Consider the following 23277-nt stretch of genomic DNA (forward strand, 5'->3'; position numbering starts at 1 on the left):
CCATGGGCCTACGGGTGGTCGATCATGGGGTCCGCCCCGTCACGGGCGCCCCGCCTCCCCCACACCGGCCGCGGCACCTCCTCCACCCCGTGCCCGCTCAGCTCCCTTAGGTTCCGCGGTTCGCAGAGGTCCGCTTCCCCACCCGGCGGCGTCAGCAGCCAGTACGACCCGGGCGGCTCGGCCCGGTACGGCCCCGGCACCCCGAGGTAGCAGCCCTCCCCCAGCGCCTCACACCCCTCCTCCCGCCACCCGGCGGCCGTCCCCGGCGGCACCAGCGCGTAGTACCACCGCCCCGAGTGATCGACGATCACCGCCCCCTCGATCCCGGCCCGCCGGAACGCCGCCTCAACCACCTCCCGCCCGGCCCCGCCCGCGGCCCGGTGCACCACCGAGGCGGGCAGCCGCACCGCATCGAAGTGCACTCCGATGCGGAGCATCGCGGGCGCGTCCCGCATCCAGGCTTCGCGGGCCTCGCGGGGGTGGGGTTCGCGGGAGACGAGCCACAGCCCCGCGTCGGCGCCCAGGTGGAAGTGAGCCAGCCTCTTCTCAACATGCGTCATGGCAGCAGCACATCGTGGTGCGACGGCGAAGGCCAGGTCAGACAGGAGGACGGTCAAGAGGACGTTTTCGAGGACATTCCTCCGAGCCAAGGCAGAGCACCGGGATACGGTATTTGGGTACGCCACACTCGGAGGCAGCCCATGTCAGAACCCGCCCCTCCGGGCAACTCCCTCTTCGTACAAGCCCGCCTGGACAGGGGCATCCACACCCAAGAGGAGCTCGCGGAAGCGTTCCAGGCCACGGCATATGAACTGGGTCTGGCACTCAGCGTCTCGGTCAGACAGGTCAGGCGCTGGGAGTCAAGGTCCCCTGGCTGGCCTCACCCACCAGCACGGCTGGTCCTTCAATCCCTCCTGCAACGCCCCGTTGAACAACTGGGTTTCACGCGTCCCACCAAGGCGGTCAATGCGGCACCAACCCTCGCGAAGCCGCAAGATGATTCCGTGAAACGACGCGAGTTCATGACCGGATCTCTGGCCGTCGCGGCTTTCACCAGCCTGCCCACCACCCCGGATGAACTACTGCATCACGCCCCTGTTGATCCAATGGACCGGCTCCGAGACGCACTCGTCGAGGCTGGGCCCGCATGTGGCGAACCCGCCCCTATCGATCACCTAAGAAGGGCAACGGCGGCTGCCAAACGACTTGTTCAGGCTTGCCACTACACCCCGCTCGCCCGCACTTTGCCCGCCCTGCTCACCGAGCTGACTGTCCAGCGCGCATCGGCCGGGGAACGGTGCCAGAGCGACTTGCTCTCAGTCGACGCATACCACGTGGCCGCCTCGCTACTACTGAAAGCCGACGATCCCGCTTCGGCTTGGGTGGCCGCAGAGAAGGCCATGATGGCTGCCCGCAGGTCCGGGAACGCCACCGCATTTGCCACGGCTGCTCGCATCCTCACCCATGCTGTGGCCGCAGTCGGTCATCATCGCCAGGCGGTCAGAGTGGCTGTACAGGCCGTCGGGCAGCTCCAGGGGGGCGTCAAGCGCAGCGACCCCGACCGCATTGCCGTGTTCGGATCTCTGTTACTGAGAGCGGCTTGGGCCGCTGCGAAGGCGGACGACCGCGACACCGCCGAACTCTTGTTGGCGGATGCAGGCCGAGCCGCCCAACTCATGGACAAATCCCCTAACCGTCGCTGGACCGCCTTCGAGCCTAACAATGTTGATCTGCACAGAGTTTCGATCGCCCTCACCTTCGGGGATGCCGGGCGTGCGCTCGACGAAGCAAGGAGAGTCAATGTCGGCACCTTGGCTGTAGCAGAACGTCGAGCGGTCTTCTGGACGGACGCGGCACGAGCGCTCTTCAGCTGCGGACGTCTGGAGAAGGCAGCTGTCGCCCTGCTCACAGCTGAACGGGAGGCGCCCGAGGAGGTACGGTCTCGTCCTGTCGTTCGGCACCTGATCGGAGAGCTGTTGATGCGCGACCAAGGCGGCAAGGTTCCGCTTCTGCGTTCACTGGCGTCCCGAGCGCAGGTAGCCGTATGAATACCGGCAAGGTGCTCTACCACGTCATCTGCGCCGCAGGCCCGGCCGCAGACGCCATCCGCCTGGTACAAGGCGCAGTTGAGCGCGGGTGGCAGGTATGCGTGATCGCCACCCCCAGCGCAGCAAGCGGCGGCTTCATCGATGCCGACGCCCTGGAGTCGGCCTCAGGACGCCCCGTCCGCTACGACTGGCGCCGCGTCGGCGAGGACAAACGCAACCCCCCGGCCGACGCCCTCATCGTGGCCCCCATGACCATGAACACCGCCAACAAATGGGCGGCCGGCTTCGCGGACACCTATGCGCTGGGCCTGCTGTGCGAGGCCACCGGCCTGGGCCTTCCCACCGTGGCGCTCCCCTTCTGGTCCACCACCCTCCAGAACCATCCGGCGACGCAGCGCTCCATCAACACACTGCGCTCGGCGGGGGTGCGGATTCTGCACGGCCCCGGCGAGTGGACACCCCACGCGCCCGGCACGGGAGGACAGCAGGTTCCCCATTACCCCTGGAGTATGGCGCTTGACGCGATGGAGTCCCTGACGCCGCAGACCTGAACGGAGGAACGGCAGTGATCGAGGCAGAGCTCAAGGCCCGCGTTGAGGATCCCGCAGCCGTAAGGCAGCGCCTCGAGCAACGAGTGGACGGCCGGAACGAGCTGTACCGGGACACCTACTACGACACCCCCGCCGGGACGCTGGCCGGCGAGGACAGAGAGCTGCGGGTAAGGACAGTGCAAGGCGCCAACGGGGCTCGCAATACGCTGACTTACAAGGAAGCTCGCGTGGCTGGGGCCTCCGGCTCCAAGCCAGAACATGAAACCGCCGTGGACAACCCGACAGCGATGCACGCCACGCTGCGTGGCCTCGGGTACGTACCCACCATTTCCTTTGAGAAGCACTGCCGGAACTACAGCTTCGCCGCGTATGGCCGTCAGATGCTGGCAACACTGGTACGTGTTCCCGAGATCTCCGGCACCTTCATCGAGCTGGAGACCATGGCCGAGGAGCCGGAATTGCAGGCTGCTCTGGCCGACGTCAGCACAGTACTGAGCGAACTCGGCGTCGCCGATGACTGCTTGACCACCGAGCTGTACACAGAAACGGTAGCCGCCGCTCGGGAGCAGGGCCGTGGTCATCATCCGCGACCACCAGGTCAGTAGCGTCCCAACTCCCCTGCGGACCAGAGCACTTCTCCTACCGAGGTCTGACACACGAGTACCCCTGGCGGCTGACGCGACCGGCTGGGCGCGCCACCTAGCGTTCCCTGGTATGACAAGACTCCGTCGCACCGCGACAGCCACCGCCGTGCTCGCGCTCGTCCTGCCGCTGCCGATCGCCGGGGTGGCATCCGCCGCGCCCCGGCCCGCCCCCGTCGCGTCCACGTCCACCGCCACACACCTGGCGCTCCCCCGGCCCACCGGAACACACGCCGTCGGCCGTGAGGTGCTGCACCTGGTGGACCGGAACCGCCAGGACCCCTGGGTGCCGTCGGCCGGGCCCCGGCAGCTCATGGTGTCCATGTACTACCCCGCCAGGCCGCACAGCGGCACGTCCGCTCGCTATATGACCATGGAAGAGGCCCGGGACCTGCTGAAGAAGGTGCCGCAAACGCCGGTCTCGCCCGAGGTGTTGAGCCACACCCGCACCTGGGCGCAGGCCGGCGCCCGCCCGGAGCGCGGGCGGTTCCCGCTGGTCGTGCTGTCGCCCGGCTTCGGCATGCAGCGGGCCACCCTCACCGGGCTCGCCACGGAGCTCACCAGCCACGGGTACATCGTCGCGCTCATCGACCACACCTATGAGAACGCCGGTGAGACCCTCCCCGATGGGAAGACCCTGACCTGCGACCTCTGTGGCCATATGCCGGCCGACCCGGGGGATGTCGCCCGGAGCAGGGCCAAGGATGTCTCCTTTGTCCTCGATGAGTTGACCGGCCGTCATCCGGCCTGGCGGTACGCCGGCCTCATCGACAAGAAGCGGATCGGCATGGCCGGCCACTCCATAGGCGGCGCCGCCAGTGCCTCCACGATGGCGGCCGACAAACGGGTACGGGCCGGAGCCGACCTGGACGGCACCTTTGTCGACCCGGTTCCCGAGAACGGGCTCGACGGGCGCCCGTTCCTCATGGTGGGCCACCCCCTGCCGGGTGGCCACGAGGACAACACCTGGACGGAGGGCTGGTCCCGGCTCAATGGCTGGAAGCGCTGGATCACCGTGGCCGGTACGGTCCATATGAGCTTTACCGACATCGGCGTGCTCGCCGAGCAGGCGGGCGTCCCCGCCCCCGGCGGCGGCCTCTCCGGGCTGCGCGGCGAGCAGATCACCCGGGCCTATGTGGCGGCCTTCTTCGACCAGCATCTGAAGGGCGAGCGGCAACGGCTGCTGGACGGCCCGTCCCCGGCCTACCCGGAGGTGACGTTCCACGGCCGCTGAGCCACCAACGGCCGGGATCGCGTCATGCGGCCGCTACCGGCCCAGCCCAAGCCGAACCGCCCGCTCAACCGGCGAGTACGCCCCGTCCGCCCGCTCGAGGTCGAGCAACCCGGTCGGCAGCAGCGGTGGTTGGGCCATGAACTTGGGGGCGCCGCCACGGTGTGGCTGGGCGGAGTGGATCAGGAAGGGGTGGCACAGGTAGACATCACCGGCCCGGCCCGTGGCCAGGGCAAGGGGGCGGTCGGGGGAATCGAGCGCGCCCTCGGCGTCCATGGCCTTGCAGAGCTCGAAGCCGTCGATGCCCCGCTCCCCCAGCGGCTCCAGGTACCTCGGAACGTCCAGGTGCGAGCCGACCTTGATCCGGGTGGGGGCCTGGTCCTCGTCCACGTCCGAGAAGAGGAACAGCATCAGCAGGGCGCGGCCACGGGAGCGGAGGTTGAGCCAGTAGCCCTGCTCGCCCTCGGGCGTATAGCTGGCGTCCATGTGCCAGCCGGCGTCACCGGGATCGTCGGGGTGCGGGAACCGGATGGGGAAGGTGCCCAGGCCGGTGCGCGGCTGCCAGCGGCCCTCGCCGAGCAGTTGGTCGAAGGCGGCATGGAGGCGCGGCGTGGTCGCCGCCCGCTGGAACGGCTCGTCGGCGTAGCCCCAGAGCCGGATGACCGGTTCCTTCCAGGTCGAGGGGTCGTCCGGATCACACCCGGTCTCGCGCCAGAGGAACGCCCGGCACTCCTCGGCCAGTGAGCGCGGGAACGCCTCCGGGAGATGGACGAAACCGTCGGTGACGAAGCGCTCTATCTGCTCGTCGGTGAGAACATTTTGCACAAGCGGCATGCTGCGGGAAGCCGTCATGCGGGGCAAATGAATTACCGCGCGCGGCTCGTTCGCGATGGCGGGGCGGCCCGGTCCGGGTAATGCTGGAGATCTCCGGATCACACCGGCCAGGCCAGGACGGAGCATCGCGTGGGCGCCAGAATCGCCATGGTCACCAGCACCGACGGCATCGATATGGATATCGATCTTCCCCTGATCGTGGACGCGCTGTGCGCCGAGGGCTGCGCCGCCCAGGCCGTGGCCTGGGACACCGGCTCCCCGGCCTGGGGCGACTTCGACCTGGCCGTCATCCGGTCGACCTGGGACTACACCGAACGGCTCGGCGAATTCCTGGCCTGGGCCGGGGAGACGGCCCGGGTCACCCTGCTGTGCAACCCGGCGCCGCTGGTGCGCTGGAACAGCGACAAGCGCTATCTGCTGGCACTCGCCGAGCGCCAAGTGCCCGTCGTACCCACGCGGTTCATCGAACCGGGTGAGCGGTGCGATGAAGCGGAGTTCGGCATGGCCGGGGAGGTGGTGGTCAAGCCCGCGGTGTCCGCGAGCGCCCGGGACACCGCGCGCTATGAGCGCGACGGGCACCCGGACGCCCTGCACCACGCCCGGAGGCTGCTGGCACAGGGCCGCATGGTGATGCTCCAGCCGTATCTGCGCCTGGTGGCGGAGGGGGAACGGTCGCTGGTGTTCTTCTCCGGCGTCTTCAGCCACGCGGTCCGCAGACAACCCGTGCTGACCGAGCCCGGGTTGACCGACCATGGCCGGGTACCCCACCCGGGCGTCACCGGGTACCGGCCCACCCCGGCGGAGATGCGCACCGCTCTGGCCGCGCTGGCGGCGGTCCCGTCGGCTGAGGCGCCGCTGTTCGCCAGGGTGGACCTGGCACTGGACGAGGCCAGGAATCCGGTGGTCATGGAGCTGGAGCTGATCGAGCCCAATCTCTTCCTGCACCTCGATCCGCAGGGGTTGCGGCGGTTTGTCGAGGCGGTGGCGGGCCGGGCGCGAAGGACCGCTTGCTAGCAGGTCAGTTGCCGAACTCCTCGATCAGCGCGCGGTACACCTCGAAGGCCGGATTGGCGCGGTCCGCGTCCCGCAGCGAGAAATGGGGGTAACCGCTGTTCCCTTCATCCGGCGGCCGTCGGCCATGCCAGGGAGCCCGTGCGGATCTCCTCGATGACCGACTCCACCCAAGTGATCTCGGAGCGCACGCAGTTGATGGCGTACTCGGCTTCGATCACAAACAGCCGGGGCACCCCGCCCGCCAGCGCCTGCGCCAGGTTTCGTTCATGGGCCGCCACCCGTTCCTGCAGCCGCCCCGCCCGCTCGGTCAGGGCGTCCGCCGCACGGTCCGGCCCCAGGGCGCCCAGATGGCTGACCGCACCGAGGAACTCGGTCAACTCGCGGGCGGGAATGCGGATTTGGGCGTCCAGTCGGCGTACCAGTTCCTCACGTCCGGCGGTGGTGAGGGCGTAGATGGTGCGCTCGGGGCGGTTTCCCTCGCGTTGGCGGTCGTGTACGGCGACCCAGCCGGCCGCCACCAGCGCCTCCACGATGTTGTAGAGCGAGCCGCGGTTGACCGCGGCCGCCCGGTCCTCACCGCGGCTCCGCAGTTCGGCGAGCATCTGGTAGGGGTGCATGGGCTGTTCCAGCAGCAGGCCCAGGACGGCGAGGACATGCGGGTTCTCCAGCGCGTTTCGTGGCATGGTCGAACTCTACCAGTCTATTTCGACTAATTGGCAAGGCGCGGCCGCGGGGAAATCCCCTCGCCGGTGCCTCAACCGGCCTATAGGGTCCGGCTGGTGTTCGACATCGACTTCCCGCTCGTCACCGACCGCCTGCGTCTGAGGCCCTTCGTCCCGGAGGACACCGATGACGTATGGGCCTATCAGCGCCGCCCCGAAGTGGCCCGCTTTATGCGGTGGGAGCCACGGGGCCGGGAGCGGAGCCGGGCCTCGGTGGAGCAGATGGCCCGGGAGAACCGGCTGGCCAAGGAGGGCGACTGCCTGACCCTGGCGGTGGTCACGCCGGAGACCGGGCGGGTGGTGGGCCAGGTGGAACTGGTGTGGCTGAGCCGGGCGGACCGGCAGGGCGAGATCGGGTATGTCCTCAACCCCGACCATCAGGGCCGGGGGCTGGCGACCGAGGCCGTCCGGGCCGTACTTGGCCTGGGGTTCGGAGAGTTGGACCTGTACCGGATCATTGGCCGCTGCCACGCCCGCAATGAGTCCTCGGCCAGGCTGCTGGAGCGGCTGGGCATGCGCCGGGAGGCGCACTTCATCGGCGCCGGGCTGTTCAAGGGCGGCTGGCGCGAGGAGTTGGTATACGCCATGCTGCGGCAGGAGTGGTTCCGCCGCCCGGCGGAGGTTGATCGTTCCACCGGTTGACAGTGTGGCCGGGCACCGGTTGTGAGAGTGCGGGCATGACCACTTCTCACCACCGCCCGGCCGCGCACTGGGCCGCCCCGGCGGCCGTCGGCTGGGCCCTGCTCTTCGGCGGCTTCGCGCTCGGCTGCACCCTGTGGCACAAGGCGGTGTTCAACCCGGCCGACAAGTCCGGCCCGGTCGCCCTGAACTGGCTGGTCGTGGTCACCTCGGTGGTGGCGCTGACCGCGGTGCTGGACGCCCGGCGCCATGGCGCCCGGCGGTTCAACCAGGCGCTGCTCTGGATCGGTTGCGCGCTGTCCGCCGTCTCCGGGTTCACCCTGCTGATGGATGTGATCGAGCTGATCTTCAACCAGCGGGTGGACAACAATGTGGCCGCCGTACACCATCTGCTCGGCCTGCTCGGGGTGGTGCTGCTGGCCGCCACGGCCCGGTCGCTCCGGCCGGCTGGCTGCGCCCGGTGTGGGCGGGAACACCGGTCCGGGGTGCGGCCGGAGCCGTCCCCGGCTCCCCGGCCGGCCCAAGTCGCCGCCTGGGTGGGGGCCGTGGCTTTCGCTCCCTATGCGGCCATGAAGGTGATCTGGGCGACGGGCGGCCGGTTCGCGGGGGTCAGCGGCGCGGACACGCTCGACGAATCGCGGCGCAATGGCGCGTCCGGGCTCTGGCTGAAACTGGAGTCCTGGGGGATCGACGGCACGGTTCTGCTCGCCGCGCTGGGGGTGTTCCTGCTGTTCGGCCTGGTCCGGCCGTGGGGCCAGGTCTTCCCCCGCTGGACGCTGGTACTGCACGGCCGGCCGGTGCCGCGCTGGCTGCCGCTGACACCGGCACTCATCGGCGCCACCACCCTGGTTCCGTACGGGCTGTTGGGCACCGGCTATACGGCTCTGGGCAGTGCCGGGCTGGTGTCGTTTCCCCGGGGCGACTTTCCGACTGTGGCGGACTGCATCGAGGTGAGCTGGATAGGCCATGGCGCCTTCACCATGTACGGCACGGCGCTGGCGCTGGCCACGCGCTCGTACTGGGTGCGCACCCGGCCGCGCTGCCCGGGCGGGGCCGTTCCGCGTCAGGATGTGGTGCGGCTGCGCGAGCGGTAGCCGGCGACCTTGGCCAGGTTGCCACAGCGGTCCATGGAGCACCAACGGCGGCGGCGGGCCTGGGAGTCGTCCAGGAAGAGCAGCGAACAGTCCGGGTTGCCGCACTCCTTGACCCTGTCCAGCAGCGGCCCGCCGACCAGCAGCACGGCGTCCCGGGCGACGGTGGACAGCACCGCGCGCACCGGCTGCCCGGACGGGGTGTGCAGCTCCGGACGGCCGTCGCGCAGAGCGAGTTGGGGTACCAGGTCAGGGCGGCGGGCCGCCTGGTTGACCTGGTCGGCATCGGCCGGATCGGGTGCCCGGCCGGCCATGGCGGCGGTCAGCAGCCGGTGTGTCGCCTCGCGCAGGGTACGGGCGGCGGCCAGGTCCCCGGTGGTGACACGGGCCTCGTCCGCCGGGCCGCCCAGCCGCGCCTGCTCGATCCAGCGGGCCAGGGCGGCGGGGTCGGGCAGCCGTTCCACCGGGGTGGCGTGGCGCCTGCCGAGTGTGGCGACGAAGTCCAGGCAGGGCCGCCCTCCGAAGAAAGGGAAGGCGAGCATCGGATCGGCGGGTGCGGCGGGGGGAACCATGCGCACACCCTACCTCTTGACACCTGTTCAAGAGGTGTCGATATTCTGACACCTGTTCAACCGGTGTCAGAGGAGTGGTGAGGGCATGCGCGCGATACGGATCGAGGAGTTCGGAGGACCCGAGGTGCTGGTCCCGGTGGAGGTGCCCGATCCGGTGCCGCAGCCGGGCCAGGTGCTGGTGCGGATCGCCGCCGCGGGCGTCAACCGGGCTGATGCGCTGGTGCGTTCCGGGTCCTACCACCGTGCGGGCCGGCCGCCGCTGACCCCGGGGCTGGAGGCCGCCGGAACCGTGGTGTCGGCCGGGGACGGCGTGCGGGGTCTGGCGCCGGGGCAGCGGGTCATGGTGATCGGCGGCGGCACCGGGATGCCCGGTCTCTATGCGGAGCTGGCGGCCGTCCCCGAGCACCGGGTGGTCCCGCTGCCCGAGGGCATCGCCCTGACCGAGGCGGCCGCACTGCCCTCGGCCTGGTTCACCGCCTGGTACTGCCTGCACCGGCTGGCCGGGGTGGCCAGGGGTGAGACGGTGGTGGTGCAGGCCGCGGCAAGTGGCGTGGGCAGTGCGGCGGTTCAGATCGCGGTGGAGGCGGGCGCCCGGGTCATCGCCGTGGCCGGTTCACCGGAGAAGGCCGACTGGGCGGCCGGCCTGGGCGCCCAGGCCACCATCGACACCTCGGCCCACCCGGGGGAGGCGTCGGTGGCGGAGGTGCTGCGGCTGACCGGGGGACGCGGCGCCGAGGTGGTGCTGGACACGGTGGGCGGACGGGTCTTCGCACAGAGCCTGCGCCAGACCGGGTACGCCGGACGCGTCATCGCGCTCGCCAATGTGGCCCTGGAGACCAGCACCATCGACACCCGCGACTTCTACCCCAAGAACGCCTCGATCCAGGGGTTCCAGCTCACCAACCTGCTGGAGCACGGATACGACTCCCGGCCGGATCTCCAGGAGATCGCCGCCCGGGTGGCCTCCGGCACGTACCGCGTCCCGGTGGAGTCGGTCTTCCCGCTGGAGCGGGCCGCCGACGCGCACCACCGTCTGGAACGGCGGGACAACCGGGGCAAGGTCGTGCTCACGGTGTGACGCCATGCGCACGCCGCCCCCGAACCTGTCGCCCTCAGCGGGGCGAGGGCGCCAGCAGCCGGTCCAGCGCGCGGCGGGTGCGCTCCGGGGCCGAGGTGTCGCCGAAGAGCTGGACGGCCTGATTGAGCCCCATATAGAGGCCGATCAGCTCGAAGGCGAGCTGCTCGGGGTCGGCGTCCGGCGGCAGTTCGCCCACCGCGACGGCGGTACGCGCCTCGGCGGCCAGGCGTCGCCGCCAGAGCAGCATCAGCCCGGCCACCGCGTCCCGCACCGGGCCGCCGCGGGCGTCGAACTCGACGGCGGTGGTGACAAAGAAGCAGCCGCCGGGGAAGGTGGTGCGCTCCCGCTCCAGATAGCCGGTCCACGCCTCGCAGATGGCGCGCAGCCGCACCAGCCCGGGCGCCGCGCCGGCCGCCGGCTCCCACACCGCGCGGGTGAAAACCTGTGACGCCCGTTCCAGGGCGGCGAGTTGGAGCGCCTCCTTGGTGCCGAAGTGGCCCAGCACGCCCGCCTTGCTCATGCCGATGTCGGCCGCCAGCCGGCCGATGGTCAGCCCTTCCAGTCCCTCCACCGAGGCGATGGCGACTCCGCGCTCGATGATGCGCTCCCGCGTTCTGCGGGCTTCGGCACGGGAGTTGCGTGGACTCATGCGGCCCATGGTAGCCGCCACCCTACCTTTTAACTTCCGACCGATCGGTTGCTATATTCCCGGCACTGCCGAACCCCCCGCCGAGCCCACCCAAGGAGCTGAGCCGAATGCCGGGTTCCCGCATCACCGCACTGGGCCACTACCAGCCGTCCCGTGTGCTGACCAATGACGACCTGGCGGGCATGGTGGACACCAGTGACGACTGGATCCGCCGGCGCACCGGGATCGTCACCCGCCGCATCGCCGACACCGAGTCGGTCACCGACCTGGCCGCCGCCGCGGCGGACAAGGCGCTGGCCGCGGCCGGACTGTCGCCCGCCGACATCGGGCTGATCACCGTGGCCACCTGCTCCGCCATCGACCGATGCCCGTCCACCGCCGCCCAGGTCGCCGCCCGGCTGGGCCTGCCCTCCCCGGTGGCCTTCGATCTCAACAACGGCTGCGCCGGCTTCTGCACCGCGCTGGCCACCGCCGACCACGCCATCCGGGCCGGGGCCGCCCGGCACGCCCTGGTCATCGGCGCCGAGAAGATGTCCGATGTGACGGACTGGACCGACCGCGGCACCTGCGTCCTGCTCGGCGACGGCGCCGGGGCCGCGGTGCTCTCCGCCACGGAGCGGGACGACGCCATCGGCCCCGTGGTCTGGGGCGCGGACCCCACCCGCGCCAACGCGGTGCGGCTGGCGGGCGACTGGCATCCGCACTTCGCCCAGGAGGGCCAGACCGTCTTCCGCTGGGTCACCACCGAACTCCCCGCCCTGGCCGAGGAGGCATGCCGACGTGCCGGCCTGACCCCGGACGGCCTGGCGGGCGTGGTCACCCACCAGGCCAATCTGCGCATCATCGAGGCCGTGGTGCGCCAACTGGGGCTGCCCGCCGGGACGGTGGTCGCCCGCGATGTCACCGACTCCGGCAACACCTCGGCGGCCTCCGTCCCGCTCGCCCTGTCCAAGCTGGTCGAGCGCGGCGAACTGCCGTCGGGCGGACGGGTGTTGCTGCTGGCCTTCGGCGGCGGACTGTCCTGGGCGGGGCAGGTGGTGGCCTGCCCCTGAGGCCGCCCCGCGCTAGCGCACCGGGTCAGAGGATCTCGCCGGTCGTCCGGCGATAGGTCGACAGGCGGTTGTCGATCTCGGCCCAGCGTGCGCCATAGACGTTCTCGGTGATCCCCGGCTCACGCAGGAACTCATGCGGAAAACCGAGGGACACCGCGCTCACCGCGTTCAGCCGCTTGACGGCGTCCGCGTCCAGGGTGATCTCCACCGAAGCCAGGTTGTCGGCGAGCTGGCTCTCCTTGGTGGCGCCGATGATCGGGATGACGTTCCCGGGCTGGGCACGCAGCCAGGCCAGTGCCACCTGGGCGGGGGTCCAGCCGCCCTGCTCGGCGACGGACAGCAGGGTGCCGATCACCTCGTCCTCGTTGTGGTCCTTGCGGTCCTGCCAGGTGTCGGAGTTCAGCCTGCCCGCCTCGCCCCGGCGGTACTTCCCGCTGAGCTTGCCGCCCGCCAGCGGGCTCCAGGCCAGCACGGCCTGGTCGAAGGCGCGCGCCTGCGGCAGCAGTTCCCGCTCCGGGGTCCGCTCCAGCAGGCTGTAACGCAGCTGCGAACCCGCGAACGCGGTCCAGCCGCGCAGCTCGGCCAGGGTATTGGCCTGGGCGATCTCCCAGGCGGGCCAGTCCGACACCCCGAGGCAGAGCACCTTGCCGGCGCGCACCAGGTCGTCCAGCGCGCGCATGGTCTCCTCGACCGGGGTGAAGTTGTCCCGGGCGTGCACCCAGAGAATGTCCAGGTAGTCGGTGCGCAGCCGCTTGAGGCTGGCCTCCACGGACTGCACCAGGTTCTTGCGGTGGTTGCCCGCGGCGTTGACATCGTTCCGGTCGGTGGCGCAGCTGTACTTGCTGGCCAGTACGAAGCGTTCCCGGCGGCCGGTGAGCAGCTCACCCAGGATGCGCTCGGAGCTGCCCTCGGTGTAGATGTCCGCCGTGTCCAGGAAGTTGCCGCCCGCCTCGGCATAGGCGTTGAGGATCCGGGCGCTGGTGTCCTGGTCCGTGCCCCAGCCCCACTCCTCTCCAAAGGTCATGGTGCCCAGGCACAACTCGCTCACCCGGAGGCCGGTCTTGCCGAACAGCGTGTAGCGCAGCACGATGTGAGGTCCTTTCGGTTGGGTGGTGTGCGGGACGCTAGTCGCTGGAGTGCGCTCCAGGGCAAGACCGGGCCGTCCCTTCCCCTCCCGGATGTAAGCCCCCGGGCGGACGCCCGGCGGCGGAAGGGCTGGATACCCTCGCCCAGTGGATCAAGCACTGCCACGCGCTCCGTGGCTCAGACGGTTGCCCTCGGGCACCTGGACGGCCATGTCCTGGTGCGCCGCCGCCGCGTTCGCGCTGTTGTTGTTCGGGTCGACGACCTACGGGATCGCCCCGGCGGGACAGCGGCCGGTGCTGCTGGAGCTATGGCTGCGGGGGGCGTTGGCCGTGCTGCTGGCGCTGGTGGTCGGGTGGGTGCGGCGGTGGCCGGTGGCGGTGTTCGGGGTGCTCGGGGGCGAGTCGGTGCTGGTGCTGGCGTTCGGGGCGAAGACCTGGCCGCTGTTTCTGGCCATGAACTGTCTGATCGGATATCTGGCGGCGGTGCGGCCGCGCCGGACGTCCCTGGCCGCGGCCGGCGCCGAGCTGGCCCTCGGGTTCGGGCAGTGGGTGGCCGGCGGCGGTCATACGGGCGAGAGGCTCAGCGATACCGCCAGCATGGGGCTGGGGCTGGCGGCGTCCATCGCCCTGCCCTGGGCGGTCGGCAACTCCGTGCGGCAGCAGCGGCAGTACGGGGAGGCGCTGCGCGGCCACGCCGCTGCCCAGGCCGTGGTGGCCGAACGGCTGCGGATCGCGCGGGAGTTGCATGACATGGTGGCGCACAGCATCGGGGTGATCGCCATTCAGGCGGGGGCCGCCGGACTGGTGCTGGACAGCCGGCCCGAGGGGGTGCGCGAGGCGCTCGGCGTCATTGAGAGCACCAGCCGGGAGACGCTGACCGGACTGCGGCGGATGCTGGTCTCGCTGCGCCAGGCCGAGGCCGGGACCCCGGCGGAGGGACTGGACGGCGTGGAGCGGCTGGCCGAGCGGGCCCGGGCGGCGGGGCTGGCGGTCCGGGTGGAGTGGCGGGGGCGGCGGCCGCTGCCCGCGGAGGTCGATCTGGCCGCCTTCCGGATCGTCCAGGAGTCGGTCACCAACGCGGTACGCCACTCCGGCGGCCACAACTGCCGGGTGCGGCTGGCCTGTCGGACCGGGGCCCTGGACATCGAGGTGGTGGACGACGGGCGGGGCGGGCCGGACGGCGGTACGGCGGACGGTTTCGGGATCGCCGGGATGCGGGAGCGGGTCGCCCTGCTGAACGGGCGGTTCAGCGCGGGGCCCCGGACCGGGGGCGGGTTCCGGGTGGCGGCGGTGATACCGGTATGAACGTCCGGGTACTGCTGGCGGACGACCAGCCGCTGATCCGCGCCGGGCTGACCATGGCCATCGCCGGGATGCCCGGCCTGGAGATCGTGGCCGAGGCCGGAAGCGGCACCGAGGCGGTCCAGCTGGCCCAGGAGGCACGCCCCGATGTGGTGGTGATGGACATCCGGATGCCCGGCATGGACGGCATCGAGGCCACCCGGCGGATCACCTCCGCCGCCGAGACACCACGGGTGCTCATCCTGACCACCTTCGATGACGACGACAATGTCCATGCCGCGCTGCGGGCCGGGGCCAGCGGGTTCCTGGTCAAGGACATGGCACTAACGGAGATCATCGCGGCGATCCGGGTGGTGGCCGCCGGGGACGCCCTGATCGCGCCCGGTGTCACCCGCCGGCTGATCGAGGAGTTCGCCGGGCGGCCCGAACCGGCCCCGCCCAGAAGGGAGTTGCCCGGGGTCACGGAGCGGGAGCGGGAGGTGCTGACCCTGGTCGGGCGGGGTCTGTCCAACGGGGAGATCGCCGCCCGGCTGTACATCGGCCACGCCACGGTGAAGACCCATGTGGCCCGGCTGCTCAGCAAGCTGGCCGCCCGCGACCGGGTGCAGCTGGTCATCGCCGCGTATCAGGCGGGTCTGGTGGCATAGCCGTCGGAAGTGTGGGACGGCCGGGACCGTACCCGGGAACGGCCCCCGGTTCCTCCGCCGCGTGCCATCGCTCGTTCTGCCCCGTCAGCGCGGCCCAGAGCAGGTTGAGCGGATGGTCGTCGGCACGGCACCGCCGCTCCCCACGGCGGGCGAACGCCCCCACCAGCACCTCCAGTTCGGGCCCGGACTGATGGACCACCTCGATCACGCGCAGCCCCTTCGCACCGGGCATCCTGCCGTCCAGGGCCGCCTCGGCGATTCCCTGGGTGATGAGCATGCAGCCGGCCAGCAGACCCGAACCGAGTAATTCCAGACCGTAGTTCACGGCATCGATTTCGGCGACGATGTTCAACTTGCCGCGGAACTCGGCTCCGAACCAGCCGCGCAGGAAGTCCGCCATCAGACCGCTGCCCGACACCACCAGCGGCAGCCCGCGCAACTCACCGTTTCCTATGGACGGGCCGGGCAGCCGGGCAATGGGAAGGTTGGTGAGCACGGCAATCCCGCTGCGGCGCCATTCCATGACCTCGAAGTCGTCAAGTGCCGGATCGCTGCCCGGTGTCGTCATCACACTGCCGCACACCAGGTCCGTCTCCTTGGTCCGCAGCTTGCCCAGGAGATCCCTGGTGCGGGTGTGTTCGATCCTGAGCTCCACACCGCGCCGCCGGAACTCCTCGGCCACCAGCTCGACCCCATGGGTCAGATAACCCAGGGTGTATCGGGTGGTGCCGACCACCAGTGACCCGCCGAGTCGCCGGCGGGATTCACGGATACCGTCCAGCCAGTTGGCGAGTGTGGCGCGTGCCAGCTCCACAACGGCCGTACCCGTGCTGGTGAACAGCACATCCTTGCCCCGCCCCTGTTTGAGCACCAGCTCCTCGCCGCACAGCCTATAGAAGTTCCGGTTCAGTGTGTCAAGTTGCTTCTGGACGCTCGACTGCTCGCGGCCCAGGAGGCGGGCGGCCCCCAGGGCGGTACCCACCTCATGCACCACGATCAGTGTGCGGAGCTGGTCCATGGTGGTCTCCAGCAGCGCCTGAGGACTCCCCACCGGAATCATTCGCGCACCTCCCCCTCGCCCTCCCTGGCGGGCAGAAAGTTTAGCCGCGGTTAGCCGCACGGAAACTGATCCGGAGCGCACTTGGAATGATCTGCGGATCATCAATGACAAGTATGGATTTACCTGCCCACCCTGTGGAAGGCTCTCCGTCGCTCAAAGGATTCCGAATGGGAGAAGCACACAGGTGAACTATCCACGGACCGCCCCGCCGACCGGTGGACCAATTCAGGAACCGGTCAACCACCGCCGGAGCGCTCCCCCGTCCAAGAGGCCCGCCCCGCTGCTCTGCCTGCTGCTGGCGGCCGTTCTCTCGGCGCTTGCCGGCGTCGTGGGATCGGTCATCGTCTACAACGGCGGCAAGGACCTCGCGAACAGCAATGTGAAGGATGTCATCAATGAACATCCTGCCGAACTGGGTGTTCCGTCGAATCTCAGCGCATCATCCCTGAAGCAATTCAGCGGTCCGATGTGGGATTCGCTGATCGACGACAGGTACGACACACTGACCGCCCGCGCGGGATTCGCGGTGTTTACCGCGGTGCTGCTGCTGGTGTCCGTTCTTTTCGCGCGAAACGCGGCCGTCTGGGCGCGTGTTCTGCTGACCCTGTCGGCGATCGTGGCACTGATAACGCATTCTCTGGTCGTCAGGGATTATGAGCCCGCGTCCGTGACCGGCCTCAGCTGGATTTCCATAGTGAGCGCGCTGGCCGTTCTGGTGCTGTGCTGGCTGCCGGCGAACAACCGCTTTGCGCGGGCACGCAAGGCCGCTCGCTGAGCCGGGGATTCCACCACGGCGCCCGGAGGAGGACTCCTCCGGGCGCCGTTCGCGGCATGGGCGGGGTGTGAATCAGGGGTGCTGGACGGTGACTTCGGGGTTCGCGGCCGACGGTCCGTCCAGCAGCCGCTGATGACGGCCCTTGAGCTGCTGGTCGAAGTAGGCGGTGAGGTAGGTGCGGGTGATCTGTTCTTCCCGCAGACCGGTGGTGTCTCCCGGGGATGTGGGCTTGCCCAGCTCCGAGTAGAGCAGATCCAGGTCGGTGAAGCCGGTGTGGTGCGCGCCGGCCACGGTCAGCCAGCGCTTCCAGCCGTCCAGGCGTGGCCAGTCGGCGTCCCAGCTGCCCGGCATGCCGGGGCTCATCTGCGCCTGGTTGCCGAGCAGCAGGAACGGTCGGTGCCGGAGGGCGCCGGCCGGGACATGGACGAAGAAGGTGCCGTCCAGGTTGGCGCCGGCCCGCACCCGGTGATCGGCCGCCATGGTCAGTGCGGTGGCGTCACCGCCCAGGGAGTGCCCCGCCATCCCGATCCGCCGGGGGTCGATCAGTCCGGCATGGCGCCAGGCAGGGTGCCGGCCGGTCAACTGGTCCAGGGCAAGGGAGATATCGCTGACCCTGGCCCGGACGACCGGCTTGGGACCGGCGCGTTCGACGACCTCACAGGCGCAGGGCAGCGTACGGCCGTCGGGAAGGGTGACGCCGAACGCCTCATAGGTGTGGTCGACCAGCGCGACCACATAGCCATGGCTGGTCAGTTCCTCGGCCAGCCCGCTGAGGGTGGCGCGGGGCAGGTTGTGCCCCGGCGACAGAACCACCAGCGGGAATCTGCCCCGCACCGGACGGGCACCGTCGCGTGCCCAGGTACGGGTGGAGCTGACCACCTTCGCCGGGATGGCGTGGCCCGGCATCTGGCCCTTCACCAGCAACCGGGCCTCCTCCTCGGACATATAGGGCGCGGGGCCGCCGGTCCCGGCCTGGGCCGGGTAGTACATGGACACCATCAGCTGACGGGCGCCCGCGCCGGGCACCCAGGGATCCTTGCGGTGCTGGTCGACCAGGTGCAGCACATCACGGCCCACGGCATAGTGCCCGGTGGGGCGGGGCAGCGACAGCTGCGCCCAGGTGGCCTGGGCGGCGGCCTGGGGCGGCGCGGCAACGGCCGTCACGGCGAGGGGAAGCGGCGCGAGCAGCGCCAGGGCGGCGGCCACGACCGCGCGTCGGATTCCGTTCATGCCCAGGACGCTAGATCGCGGACCGCAGGCCGGGCATCAGCTCTGGAGCGGACCCGGCCGTCCCCTCCAGGGCGGACGGCGGGACCTGGTGGTGGATCGGCACCGCCGCCCCCGTCAACGGCACCCCGGACCCGCCGCGCCGCACCGCGATGATCTCGGCGGCGATGGACAGGGCGGTCTCCTCCGGGGTCCGCGCCCCCAGATCCAGCCCGATCGGGGAGTGCAGGCGCGCCAATTCCCGCTCGGGGACACCGGCTTCGCGCAGCCGGGCCAGCCGGTCGCGGTGGGTGCTCCGGGAGCCCATCGCCCCGACATAGGCGACCGGCAGCCGCAGGGCCCGTGCCAGCAGCGGGACATCGAACTTGGCGTCATGGGTGAGAACGCACAACACGGCCCGGCCGTCGAGTCGTTGGGTGTCCAGGTAGCGGTGCGGCCAGTCGACGATCACCTCGTCCGCCTCCGGGAAGCGGGCCGGGGTGGCGAAGACGGGGCGGGCGTCGCAGACGGTGACCCGGTAGCCGAGGAACTTTCCGGCCCGGACCAGGGCCGCCGCGAAGTCGATGGCGCCGAAGACCATCATCCGGGGGGCGGGGGCGCCGGCTTCGACGAACACCCGGATGCGCCGGCCACAGCGGGAGCCCAGTTCGGCCACTCCGGTGCGGCCCGCGTCCCGGAGGGCGGCCGCATCGAGTGCGGCGGCGCGGTCGAGGCCGGGGGTACGGGCCAGGGTGCCGGCGGCGCTGCCGTCGGCGCGTACCAGCAGGGCGCCGGAGGGGGCGTCCAGGGTGCGCGCCAAGGTCACCGGCTCGCCGTCCGCCGCGGCGGTCAACGCTTCGGTGTAGAGGGGGCGTTGGGCGGCGGTGACCGGAGTGATCAGGATGTCGATGACGCCGCCGCAGGTCAGGCCGGCCGCGAAGGCGTCCTGATCGGAGTAGCCGAACCGTTCCAGGATGCTCTCACCGCTGTCCAGCGCGGCCCGGCACAGTTCATAGACCGCGGCCTCCACACAGCCGCCGGACACCGAGCCGATGGCGGTGCCCGCCCGGTCCACCGCCAGGGCGGCGCCGGGCAGGCGGGGTGCGCTGCCATGTACCGCGACCACCGTGGCCACCGCGAAGTCCCGGCCCGCCCGGCACCATGGGCGCAGCTGCGCCGCCAGCTCCAGCATTGTGCTCAACTCCCCTTGACGACCAGCCAGTTCTCGATGGGGTGCAGGGCGAAGTAGATGCCGAAGACGGCCGTCAGCGCCCACATCAGGGCGCCGGGTTCGCGCCATCGGCCTTCCGCCGCCCTGATGGCGGTGTAGGCGATCACTCCGGCACCGACCCCGGCGGTGATGGAGTAGGTGAAGGGCATCAGCACCACGGTGAGGAACACCGGGATGGCCACCGACCGGTCGTTCCAGTCGATATGGCGGGCGCTGCCCATCATCATGGCGCCGATCACCACCAGCGCCGCGGCCGCGACCTCGCCGGGCACGATGCGGGTGAGCGGGGTGAGGAAGAGGGCGGCCGCGAAGAGCAGGCCGGTGACGGTGGCGGACAGGCCGGTACGGGCGCCCTCGCCGACCCCGGTGGCGGACTCGATGAAGACGGTCTGCCCGGAGGCGCCGCTCAGCCCGCCGATGGCGCCGCCCGCGCCGTCCACCAGCAGGGCCCGGCTCAGCCCGGGCATCCGGCCCTGGGCGTCGGTGAGTTGGGCCTCGGTGCCCACGCCGATGATGGTGGCCATGGCGTCGAAGAAGCCGGCCAGCACCAGGGTGAAGGTGATCACGGTGACGCTCATGATGCCAATGGATCCCCAGCCGCCGAACTCGGCCTTGCCGAAGAGTGAGAAGTCGGGCAGGGAGACGGCGCTGCCATGGAGTTCCGGCGGGCCGTTGCGCCAGGCCCCGGGGCCGGGGCGGGCGAGGTGGTTGACCAGGACGGCGAGCAGGGTGCCGGCGATGATGCCGATGAGGAGGGCGCCGGGGACGGCCCGGGCGTGCAGCATCAGCACGGTCAGCAGGGTGAGGCAGAAGACCAGTACCGGCCAGCCGGCCAGCTCGCCGGCCGGCCCCAGGGTGACCGGCCCGCCGCCGGTGGAGGCATGTACAAAGCCGGCCTTCACCAGTCCGATGAGGGCGATAAACATGCCGATGCCCATGGTGATGGCGTGTTTGAGCGCCAAGGGGATGGCGTTCATGATGAGTTCGCGGAGCCCGGTGAGGACCAGCAGCATGATCACGACGCCGTAGATGACGCACATGCCCATCGCCTGGGGCCAGGTCATATGGGGGGCGACCTGGGTGGAGAGCACTCCGGAGACGCCCAGACCGGCGGCCAGGGCGAGCGGGACCTTGCCGATCAGGCCCATCAGGAGAGTGGAGACGGCGGCGGCCAGCGCGGTCGCGGTGATCAGTGCGGCATGGTCCAGGGTCCGGCCGTGGGCGTCCTTGCCGGACAGGATCAGCGGGTTGAGCAGCAGGATGTAGCACATCGCCATAAAGGTGGTGATGCCGCCGCGGATCTCCCGGGCGTAGCCGGAGCCGCGTTCGGTGATGTGGAAGTAGCGGTCCAGCCAGGGTTTTTGGGGCACGCCGGGCGGGAGGCCGTCCTCGGCGGTGGCGGCCCCCGGTTGCACGGAGGGGTGCGTCATGTCCTGCTCCTTGCGGTCTGCTGCCCGGCGGCGCAATGACGTTGGCGACAGTCGGCGATCAGGTACCGGTGAGATGCTCCGGCCGAACTGGCACCCGGTTCAGCGGCAGGCCCGTGGCCTGGCGGATGGCCGCCACCACGGCAGGGGTGGAGGAGAGCGTCGGCGCCTCACCAACCCCCCGCAGCCCGTACGGCGCATGCTCATCCGCGAGTTCAAGGACATCCACCGGAATGGCCGGAGTGTCCAGAATGGTGGGGATGAGATAGTCCGTGAAGGAGGGATTGCGCACCTTGGCCGTGGCCGGGTCGACCACGATCTCCTCCATCACCGCCAGGCCCAGCCCCTGTGTGGTGCCGCCCTGGATCTGTCCGGCCACCGACAGCGGATTGAGCGCCTTGCCCACATCCTGCGCACAGGCCAGCTCGACCACCTTGACCAGGCCGAGTTCGGTGTCCACCTCCACCACGGCGCGATGGGCGGCGAAGGAGTACTGGACATGGCCGAAGCCCTGCCCGGTGTGCGGGTCGAAGGGCCGGGTGGGCCGGTGCCGCCACTCCAGCTCCAGCTCCACGGCCTCGCTGCCCAGCACTTCGGCCAGCGGGGCCAGCACCTCGCCGCCGTCGGTGACCACCTTGCCGTCCTCCAGCAGGAGTTCGGCATGGGCCCAGGCGGGATGGAAGGTGCCGAACCGGGCCCGGCCCAGGGCCAGTACCCGTTCGCGCACCGCCTCGCAGGCGTGCTTGACGGCGCCGCCGGTGACATAGGTCTGCCGGGAGGCGGAGGTGGAGCCGGCCGAGCCCACCCGGGTGTCGGCGGGGTGGATGGTGACTTGCTGGACGCCCAGTTCGGTACGGGCGATCTGGGCGTGCACCGTCACTCCGCCCTGGCCCACCTCGGCCATCGCGGTATGCACGGTGACCACCGGCTCGCCGCCGATGACCTCCATCCGGACCCGGGCGGTGGAGTAGTCGTCGAAGCCCTCGGAGAAGCCCACGTTCTTGATGCCCACCGCATAGCCGACGCCCCGCACCACGCCCTCGCCATGGGTGGTGTTGGACAGCCCGCCGGGCAGCGCCCGGATGTCGGGGGCGCCACCGGCGTTCTCCCACTGGCGGGGCGGCGGCAGCGGCATCGCCTTGACCCTGCGCAGCAGTTCGGCGACCGGTGCCGGGGAGTCCACCACCTGCCCGGTGGGCATCACCGAGCCCTGGGACATGGCATTGCGGCGCCGGAACTCCACCGGGTCCAGGCCCAGTCGGTCGGCCAGCTTGTCCATCTGGGCCTCATAGGCGAAGCACGCCTGCACCGCGCCGAAGCCGCGCATGGCACCACAGGGCGGGTTGTTGGTGTAGAGGGCCAGCGTCTCCATGTCCACATGGGCCACCTCATAGGGGCCGATGCCCAGGGAGGCGGCATTGCCGACCACGGCCGGGGAGGAGGAGGCATAGGCGCCGCCGTCCAGCACAATGCGGGCCTGAACATAGAGCAGTTTGCCGTCGCGGTCGGCGCCATGCTCGTAGTGCAGCCGGGCCGGGTGCCGGTGGACATGGCCGAAGAACGACTCGAAGCGGTTGTAGACCATCTTCACCGGTTTGCCGGTGCGCAGGGCCAGCAGGCAGGCGTGGGCCTGCATGGAGAGGTCCTCGCGGCCGCCGAAGGCGCCGCCGACGCCGGAGAGGGTCATCCGCACCTTGTGCTCGGGCAGTCCCAGCACCGGGGCGATCTGCCGCAGGTCGGCGTGCAGCCACTGGGTGGCGATATAGAGGTCCACCCCGCCGTCCCCGGCGGGCACGGCCAGTCCGGACTCGGGGCCGAGGAATGCCTGGTCCTGCATGCCGACCTGGTAGTCGCCACTGACCACCGCGTATGCCCGGGCCCGGGCCGCGGCCACATCGCCCCGGATCACCGGCTGGCGGTGGACCACATTGGGGTGGGGGACATGCGCGGCATGTGCGTCGGTACGGTCCGGGTGGAGGACGGGCGCGTCCGGTGCCAGGGCGCTGGACTCATCGGTGACGACCGGGAGTTGTTCGTAGTCGACCCGGATCTTCGCGGCGGCGCGGCGGGCGGTCTCCGGGTGGTCGGCGGCCACCAGGGCGATGGGTTCGCCATGGTGGCGCACCACACCGTCGGCGAGTACCGGGGTGTCCTGGATCTCCAGGCCGTAGCGGGTGGCGGCCGGCAGGTCGGCATGGGTGAGGACGGTGTGCACGCCCGCCGTGGCCAGGGCCTCGGAGAGGTCGATGGCGCGGATCCGGGCGTGGGCGTGCGGGCTGCGCAGGGTGCAGCCCCAGAGCATGTCCTCGTGCCAGAGATCGGAGGCGTAGGCGAACTCGCCGGTCACCTTGAGGGTGCCGTCGGGGCGCAGGGTGGACTCGCCGATGCGGCCGCCTTGTTGGGTGAGGCCGGTGGACTTCAT

Annotated in this window: 23 protein-coding genes; 12 read left to right on the top strand and 11 right to left on the bottom strand. The window is 70.6% G+C overall.

From position 1 onward, the window contains the following. Positions 1-8 precede the first annotated feature (8 nt). On the bottom strand, positions 9-560 hold the full coding sequence (locus ACIHFE_RS09500; protein ID WP_400105253.1) for a hypothetical protein: 552 nt from the start codon (positions 558-560) through the stop codon (positions 9-11). A 444-nt stretch (positions 561-1004) separates the two neighbouring features. Between ACIHFE_RS09500 and ACIHFE_RS09505 the strand changes: the two genes are divergently transcribed. The 4 genes from ACIHFE_RS09505 (at position 1005) to ACIHFE_RS09520 (ending at position 4474) form a co-directional block, all read left to right on the top strand. Continuing rightward, positions 1005-2048 carry a hypothetical protein gene (locus ACIHFE_RS09505; RefSeq protein WP_400105254.1) on the top strand — a complete coding sequence of 348 codons (1044 nt, stop codon included), beginning with the start codon at positions 1005-1007 and terminating at the stop codon, positions 2046-2048. Next, positions 2045-2599, top strand: a complete 555-nt coding sequence (locus ACIHFE_RS09510; protein ID WP_400105255.1) for a flavoprotein — start codon at positions 2045-2047, stop codon at positions 2597-2599. The genes ACIHFE_RS09505 and ACIHFE_RS09510 overlap by 4 nt, the downstream gene beginning before the upstream one ends. Before the next feature lie 14 nt (positions 2600-2613). After that, positions 2614-3204: a class IV adenylate cyclase gene (locus tag ACIHFE_RS09515; protein WP_400105256.1), complete on the top strand. Its 591-nt coding sequence runs from the start codon at positions 2614-2616 to the stop codon at positions 3202-3204. A gap of 109 nt (positions 3205-3313) precedes the next feature. Continuing rightward, positions 3314-4474 carry an alpha/beta hydrolase family protein gene (locus ACIHFE_RS09520; RefSeq protein ID WP_400105257.1) on the top strand — a complete coding sequence of 387 codons (1161 nt, stop codon included), beginning with the start codon at positions 3314-3316 and terminating at the stop codon, positions 4472-4474. Between the two features lie 33 nt (positions 4475-4507). Here ACIHFE_RS09520 and ACIHFE_RS09525 read toward each other — a convergent pair whose 3' ends face one another. Continuing rightward, positions 4508-5305 (bottom strand): phytanoyl-CoA dioxygenase family protein, encoded by a 798-nt coding sequence (locus ACIHFE_RS09525; RefSeq protein WP_400105258.1) that lies wholly within the window; start codon positions 5303-5305, stop codon positions 4508-4510. 129 nt (positions 5306-5434) lie between these two features. Here ACIHFE_RS09525 and ACIHFE_RS09530 point away from each other — a divergent pair, with 129 nt between their 5' ends. Beyond that, positions 5435-6319: a RimK family alpha-L-glutamate ligase gene (locus ACIHFE_RS09530; protein WP_400105259.1), complete on the top strand. Its 885-nt coding sequence runs from the start codon at positions 5435-5437 to the stop codon at positions 6317-6319. Between the two features lie 104 nt (positions 6320-6423). Here ACIHFE_RS09530 and ACIHFE_RS09535 read toward each other — a convergent pair whose 3' ends face one another. Continuing rightward, the gene (locus tag ACIHFE_RS09535; protein WP_400105260.1) at positions 6424-7002 is read right to left on the bottom strand and encodes a PadR family transcriptional regulator; all 579 of its coding nucleotides are present in this window, start codon (positions 7000-7002) and stop codon (positions 6424-6426) included. Between the two features lie 96 nt (positions 7003-7098). Between ACIHFE_RS09535 and ACIHFE_RS09540 the strand changes: the two genes are divergently transcribed. Together ACIHFE_RS09540 and ACIHFE_RS09545 are read left to right on the top strand one after the other, a co-directional pair. Next, positions 7099-7683: a GNAT family N-acetyltransferase gene (locus ACIHFE_RS09540; protein WP_400105261.1), complete on the top strand. Its 585-nt coding sequence runs from the start codon at positions 7099-7101 to the stop codon at positions 7681-7683. Positions 7684-7718: 35 nt separating this feature from the next. After that, positions 7719-8774, top strand: coding sequence for a hypothetical protein (locus ACIHFE_RS09545; protein ID WP_400105262.1), 1056 nt, complete (start codon positions 7719-7721; stop codon positions 8772-8774). On the opposite strand, the gene ACIHFE_RS09550 is transcribed toward ACIHFE_RS09545, so the two are convergent. Continuing rightward, positions 8744-9343: a CGNR zinc finger domain-containing protein gene (locus tag ACIHFE_RS09550; protein ID WP_400105263.1), complete on the bottom strand. Its 600-nt coding sequence runs from the start codon at positions 9341-9343 to the stop codon at positions 8744-8746. The genes ACIHFE_RS09545 and ACIHFE_RS09550 overlap by 31 nt on opposite strands. A gap of 85 nt (positions 9344-9428) precedes the next feature. Here ACIHFE_RS09550 and ACIHFE_RS09555 point away from each other — a divergent pair, with 85 nt between their 5' ends. Next, positions 9429-10421 (top strand): zinc-binding alcohol dehydrogenase family protein, encoded by a 993-nt coding sequence (locus ACIHFE_RS09555; protein WP_400105264.1) that lies wholly within the window; start codon positions 9429-9431, stop codon positions 10419-10421. A 34-nt stretch (positions 10422-10455) separates the two neighbouring features. Here the strand turns inward: ACIHFE_RS09555 and ACIHFE_RS09560 are convergent, their stop codons facing one another. After that, positions 10456-11070, bottom strand: coding sequence for a TetR/AcrR family transcriptional regulator (locus ACIHFE_RS09560; RefSeq protein WP_400105265.1), 615 nt, complete (start codon positions 11068-11070; stop codon positions 10456-10458). Positions 11071-11177: 107 nt separating this feature from the next. On the opposite strand from ACIHFE_RS09560, the gene ACIHFE_RS09565 reads away from it, so the two are divergent. Then, positions 11178-12122 carry a beta-ketoacyl-ACP synthase III gene (locus tag ACIHFE_RS09565; protein WP_400105266.1) on the top strand — a complete coding sequence of 315 codons (945 nt, stop codon included), beginning with the start codon at positions 11178-11180 and terminating at the stop codon, positions 12120-12122. A 25-nt stretch (positions 12123-12147) separates the two neighbouring features. Here the strand turns inward: ACIHFE_RS09565 and ACIHFE_RS09570 are convergent, their stop codons facing one another. Beyond that, positions 12148-13206: an aldo/keto reductase gene (locus ACIHFE_RS09570; RefSeq protein WP_400105581.1), complete on the bottom strand. Its 1059-nt coding sequence runs from the start codon at positions 13204-13206 to the stop codon at positions 12148-12150. A 148-nt stretch (positions 13207-13354) separates the two neighbouring features. Between ACIHFE_RS09570 and ACIHFE_RS09575 the strand changes: the two genes are divergently transcribed. After that, positions 13355-14512, top strand: coding sequence for a sensor histidine kinase (locus tag ACIHFE_RS09575; protein ID WP_400105267.1), 1158 nt, complete (start codon positions 13355-13357; stop codon positions 14510-14512). Then, positions 14509-15156, top strand: a complete 648-nt coding sequence (locus tag ACIHFE_RS09580; RefSeq protein WP_400105268.1) for a response regulator — start codon at positions 14509-14511, stop codon at positions 15154-15156. Before ACIHFE_RS09575 ends, ACIHFE_RS09580 begins: the two co-directional genes overlap by 4 nt. Here ACIHFE_RS09580 and ACIHFE_RS09585 read toward each other — a convergent pair. Further along, positions 15122-16216 carry a LysR family transcriptional regulator gene (locus ACIHFE_RS09585; protein WP_400105269.1) on the bottom strand — a complete coding sequence of 365 codons (1095 nt, stop codon included), beginning with the start codon at positions 16214-16216 and terminating at the stop codon, positions 15122-15124. The genes ACIHFE_RS09580 and ACIHFE_RS09585 overlap by 35 nt on opposite strands. A 184-nt stretch (positions 16217-16400) precedes the next feature. Here ACIHFE_RS09585 and ACIHFE_RS09590 point away from each other — a divergent pair, with 184 nt between their 5' ends. Next, positions 16401-16991, top strand: coding sequence for a hypothetical protein (locus ACIHFE_RS09590; protein ID WP_400105270.1), 591 nt, complete (start codon positions 16401-16403; stop codon positions 16989-16991). A 72-nt stretch (positions 16992-17063) separates the two neighbouring features. On the opposite strand, the gene ACIHFE_RS09595 is transcribed toward ACIHFE_RS09590, so the two are convergent. From ACIHFE_RS09595 to pucD, 4 genes are read right to left on the bottom strand one after another with little or no spacing between them, the layout of a single operon-like run. Continuing rightward, positions 17064-18221 (bottom strand): alpha/beta hydrolase family protein, encoded by a 1158-nt coding sequence (locus ACIHFE_RS09595; RefSeq protein WP_400105271.1) that lies wholly within the window; start codon positions 18219-18221, stop codon positions 17064-17066. 10 nt (positions 18222-18231) lie between these two features. Beyond that, positions 18232-19389 carry an XdhC family protein gene (locus ACIHFE_RS09600; RefSeq protein ID WP_400105582.1) on the bottom strand — a complete coding sequence of 386 codons (1158 nt, stop codon included), beginning with the start codon at positions 19387-19389 and terminating at the stop codon, positions 18232-18234. A 5-nt stretch (positions 19390-19394) separates the two neighbouring features. Continuing rightward, positions 19395-20858, bottom strand: a complete 1464-nt coding sequence (locus tag ACIHFE_RS09605; RefSeq protein WP_400105272.1) for an NCS2 family permease — start codon at positions 20856-20858, stop codon at positions 19395-19397. 58 nt (positions 20859-20916) lie between these two features. Continuing rightward, entirely contained in the window at positions 20917-23277 is a 2361-nt protein-coding gene (gene pucD / locus ACIHFE_RS09610; RefSeq protein WP_400105273.1) for a xanthine dehydrogenase subunit D, read from the bottom strand.

Origin of the sequence: Streptomyces sp. NPDC052396, assembly GCF_044593195.1 — a bacterium.
Lineage (GTDB): Bacteria > Actinomycetota > Actinomycetes > Streptomycetales > Streptomycetaceae > Streptomyces.